The organism is Bradyrhizobium sp. Ken01, assembly GCF_055807355.1.
The window spans coordinates 1-269 of sequence record NZ_JBVVPC010000212.1 but is presented as its reverse complement, the minus strand read 5'-3'; the positions used below and the strand labels follow the sequence as shown (position 1 = coordinate 269).

General features: G+C 66.2%; 1 protein-coding gene. It reads left to right on the top strand.

Annotated features, from left to right (window positions below):
- Positions 1-269 (top strand): esterase-like activity of phytase family protein (locus tag AC0L3S_RS39385; protein WP_473285353.1); only part of this gene is annotated, 269 nt, incomplete at both ends.

Below are 269 nucleotides of genomic sequence, written 5' to 3'. Positions count from 1 at the left end.
CGATCCGAAGGACCCCGAGACCGGCCGCCAGAACAACCAGGGCCTGGAGGGAATGGCGATGACGCCGGACGGCAAGTTCCTGATCGCGGTGCTGCAATCGGCGCCCCGGCAGGATGGCGGCGATTCGCCCGCGACGCGCCAGAACACGCGTGCGCTGGTCTATGACGCGTCCGACCTCGCCCACCTCAAACTGGCGCATGAGTATGTCGTGCCGTTGCCGGTGTTCAAGGATGCCAAGGGCAAGACCAAGATCGCCGCGCAGAGCGAGA